This window comes from Aeromicrobium sp. (assembly GCF_036676885.1).
GTDB lineage: Bacteria > Actinomycetota > Actinomycetes > Propionibacteriales > Nocardioidaceae > Aeromicrobium.
Map to the genome: position 1 here is coordinate 1 of NZ_JAKFCB010000032.1, position 3,229 is coordinate 3,229.

Here is a 3,229-nt window from a genome sequence, read left to right on the forward strand (position 1 = left end):
GAGGGCACCGAGGCGCGCGTGGTCGGGCCACAGGTAGCTGCCGAGCGCGAACGCCATGGCGGCGCACGACGCGACCTTGCCGGCGACGAACGACCAGCCGGCGAGATAGCCCCACAGCGGACCGAGCTGCTCGCGGCCGTAGACGTACGTGCCGCCGGCTACCGGGTGCCGACGCGCGAGCCGGGCCGACGAGATCGCGTTGCAGGCAGCGACGAGGGCGGCGATGGCGAGCGCGACGAGCACTCCGTCGCCGGCCGCCGCCACCGCCGGCGGGAACACCACGAACAGCCCGGCGCCGATCATGGCGCCCATGCCGACCGCGACCGAGCCCACCAGCCCCAGGCGTCGATCGAGCGCGTCGGTCATGTCAGAGGTCGTAGTCGATGACCAGGGGAGCGTGGTCCGACCAGCGCTCGGCCCAGCTGGGCGCCCGGTCGACGACGGCCTCGCGAGCCGTGGCGGCCAGCTCGGGGGTCGCGATCTGGTAGTCGATGCGCCAGCCGGTGTCGGTGTCGTACGCCTGCCCGCGCATCGACCACCACGTGTAGGGCCCGTCGACGTCGCCGGCCAGCGTACGGTGCACGTCGACCCAGCCGAGCTCGCCGAAGTAGCGATCGAAGTAGGCGCGCTCCTCGGGCAGGAACCCGGCCTTCTTGACGTTGCCCTTCCAGTTGCGGATGTCGCGCTCGGTGTGGCCCACATTGAGGTCGCCAGTGACGACACCGTGGTTGCCGGTGGCCCGGATCTCGGCCAGGCGTACGGCCATCTGCTCGAGGAAGCGATATTTGTCGTCCTGGCGCGGCGTGCCGGCCTCGCCGGAGTGGACGTAGGCCGACACCGCCGTCAGGATCGACCCGTCCGACAGCGGGATGTCGGCCTCGATCCAGCGGCCTGAGTCGTGGAAGTAGTCGTCGCCGTTGCCGACGCGGAACTCCTTGGGCTCGGCGCGGCTGAGCACGGCGACCCCGGCCCGGCCCTTGGCGGCGGCCTCGGCGTGGACGACGTGATAGCCGGCGTCAGCGGTCAGCTCGTGCACGATCGCGTCGGGTGCCCGGACCTCCTGAAGCGTCACGATGTCGGCGCCCCGATCGGCGAGCCAGTCGCCGAATCCGAGGGTCTGACCTCGGGTCTTGTTGTGGGCGGCGCGGATGCCGTTGACGTTGACGGTGGCGATACGAAGCACGGGCTTCACCCTAGTCGGCGACGCCGACGGTTCAGCGCGCGTGTCAGCTGGCGGCGACGAGGCTGGTGGCGACGGCGAGAAGGGCAGGTACGCCCTGGATCGCGGCCGCGCGGGCATACCCCTTGCCGCCGCTGGAGATCAGGACGATCGCGGCGGCGAGCATGCTGCCGCAGGCGAAGACGATCAGGGTCCAGCCGATCGTGTCGCGGTCGTCGGTGAGCGCGACGAGGCCGATGCCGACGGCGGTGCCGATCGCGAGGAAGAGGTTGTAGAAGCCCTGGTTGAACGCCAGGGAGGCGGTCGTGTCGGCATCGGCCTGCGACGCCAGCCCGAATGTCTTCCAGGTCTTGGGCTTGCGCCAGTCGAGGGACTCCAGCTTGAAGAACAGCACGTGCAGCAGGGCGGCGATGCCGGCGAAGATCAGCGCGAGAGCGGTCATGCAGGAAACCTAGCGGCTCCGCGCCTAGAACTCCTCGTGCGTACGCGGGTCGCCGCCGATGCGCTGGCCGGTGTCGAGCGTCGCGATCCGGTCGAGGTCGTCCTGATCGAGCTCGAAGTCGAAGATCGCGAGGTTGCTGCGGAACCGCTCGGGCGTGGCCGACTTCGGGATCGGGGCGGCGCCGATCTGCGTGTGCCAGCGCAGCACGACCTGCGCCGGCGACTTGCCGTGCTTGGCGCCGATCTCCGTGAGCACGGGGTTGTCGAGCAGGTCGCTGCCGCGGCCGAGCGGCGTCCAGCTCTGCGTGACGATGTCATAGCCCTCGTCGGCGGCGCGCTGCTCGGCCTGCGGGAAGTAGGGGTGCAGCTCCACCTGGTTGACCGCGGGGGTCACGCCGGTCTCGGCGACCAGCCGGTCGAGGTGTTCGGGGAGGAAGTTGGAGACGCCGATCGACCGGGCCAGCCCTTCGTCGCGGAGCTCGATCATGGCCTGCCACGTCTCGACGTACTTGTCGACGCGGGGGAGCGGCCAGTGGATCAGGTAGAGGTCGACGTGGTCGATCCCGAGGCGCTCGAGCGAGGCGGTCAGCTCGATCCGCGGACCCTGTGACCCGTGCGCGTTGCCGGGCAGCTTGGTCGTGATGAACAGCTCGTCGCGGGACACCGGTGAGTCGGCGATGCCGCGGCCCACCTCGGTCTCGTTCTCGTAACGCGTCGCGGTGTCGAGCAGGCGGTAGCCGGTGTCGATCGCCTCGACGAAGATCTGGGGGTCCTTGATCGAGTACGTCCCGAAGCCGAGGACCGGCATCTGTCGTCCGTCGTTGAGCTCCAGCAGGGGGGCGGTGTCCATGCGTCCAAACGTACGCCGGAGGTCAGGCCGTCTGCTTCGCGGCGGCCCGTCCGGCGGCCCGGCCGCTGAAGATGCAGCCGCCGAGGAACGTGCCCTCGAGGCTGTTGTAGCCGTGCACCCCGCCGCCACCGAAGCCCGCGACCTCGCCGGCGGCATACAGCCCGTCGAGCGGTGAGCCGTCGGCGCCGATCACCTGCGAGTCGAGGTTGGTCTCGAGGCCGCCGAGCGACTTGCGGGTCAGGACGTGCAGCCGTACGGCGATCAGCGGCCCCTTCTTGGGGTCGAGGATCTTGTGCGGCGACGCGACGCGGATGAGCTTGTCGCCGCGATAGCTGCGCGCCTGCTTGAGGGCCGCGATCTGCAGGTCCTTGGTGAACGCGTTGTCGAGCTCGCGGTCGCGCTCGGTGATCTGTCGGCGTACGTCCTCGACGTCGACGGGAGCGTCGGGTGTCAGGGCGTTCATGCCGGCGACGAGCTCCTCGATCGTCTCGGCGACGATGAAGTCCTCGCCGTGGGACTTGAACGCCTCGACCGGCCCGGTGGCGCCCTTGGCGAGCCGCTGCTTGACCAGCTCGCGCACGCTCTTGCCGGTCAGGTCGGGGTTCTGCTCCTGGCCGGAGAGGGCGAATTCTTTTTCGATGATCGCCTGGGTCAGCACGAACCACGAGTGGTCGTGGCCGCTGTGGCGCAGCAGCTTGAGCGTGCCGAGCGTGTCGAAGCCGGGCAGGCCGGGGATCGGCAGGCGCTTGCCGGCGCCG

At 70.1% G+C, this 3,229-nt stretch carries 5 protein-coding genes; all 5 read right to left on the bottom strand.

What is annotated here, in order from left to right:
• Positions 1-366, bottom strand: a 366-nt coding sequence (locus tag V6M46_RS01820) for an amino acid permease (RefSeq protein WP_332662017.1), incomplete at its 3' end; no start/stop codon positions are given.
• Between the two features lies 1 nt (position 367).
• Complete coding sequence (locus tag V6M46_RS01825; RefSeq protein WP_332662019.1) at positions 368-1,183, bottom strand: exodeoxyribonuclease III; 816 nt, start codon at positions 1,181-1,183, stop codon at positions 368-370.
• Positions 1,184-1,226: 43 nt separating this feature from the next.
• Positions 1,227-1,622, bottom strand: coding sequence for a DUF1304 domain-containing protein (locus V6M46_RS01830; RefSeq protein ID WP_332662020.1), 396 nt, complete (start codon positions 1,620-1,622; stop codon positions 1,227-1,229).
• Positions 1,623-1,646: 24 nt separating this feature from the next.
• A complete protein-coding gene (locus tag V6M46_RS01835; RefSeq protein ID WP_332662021.1) occupies positions 1,647-2,471 on the bottom strand; it encodes an aldo/keto reductase in 825 nt (274 codons plus the stop codon).
• A gap of 22 nt (positions 2,472-2,493) precedes the next feature.
• The coding region (locus V6M46_RS01840) for an FAD-binding protein (RefSeq protein WP_332662022.1) at positions 2,494-3,229 on the bottom strand (736 nt) is incomplete at its 5' end.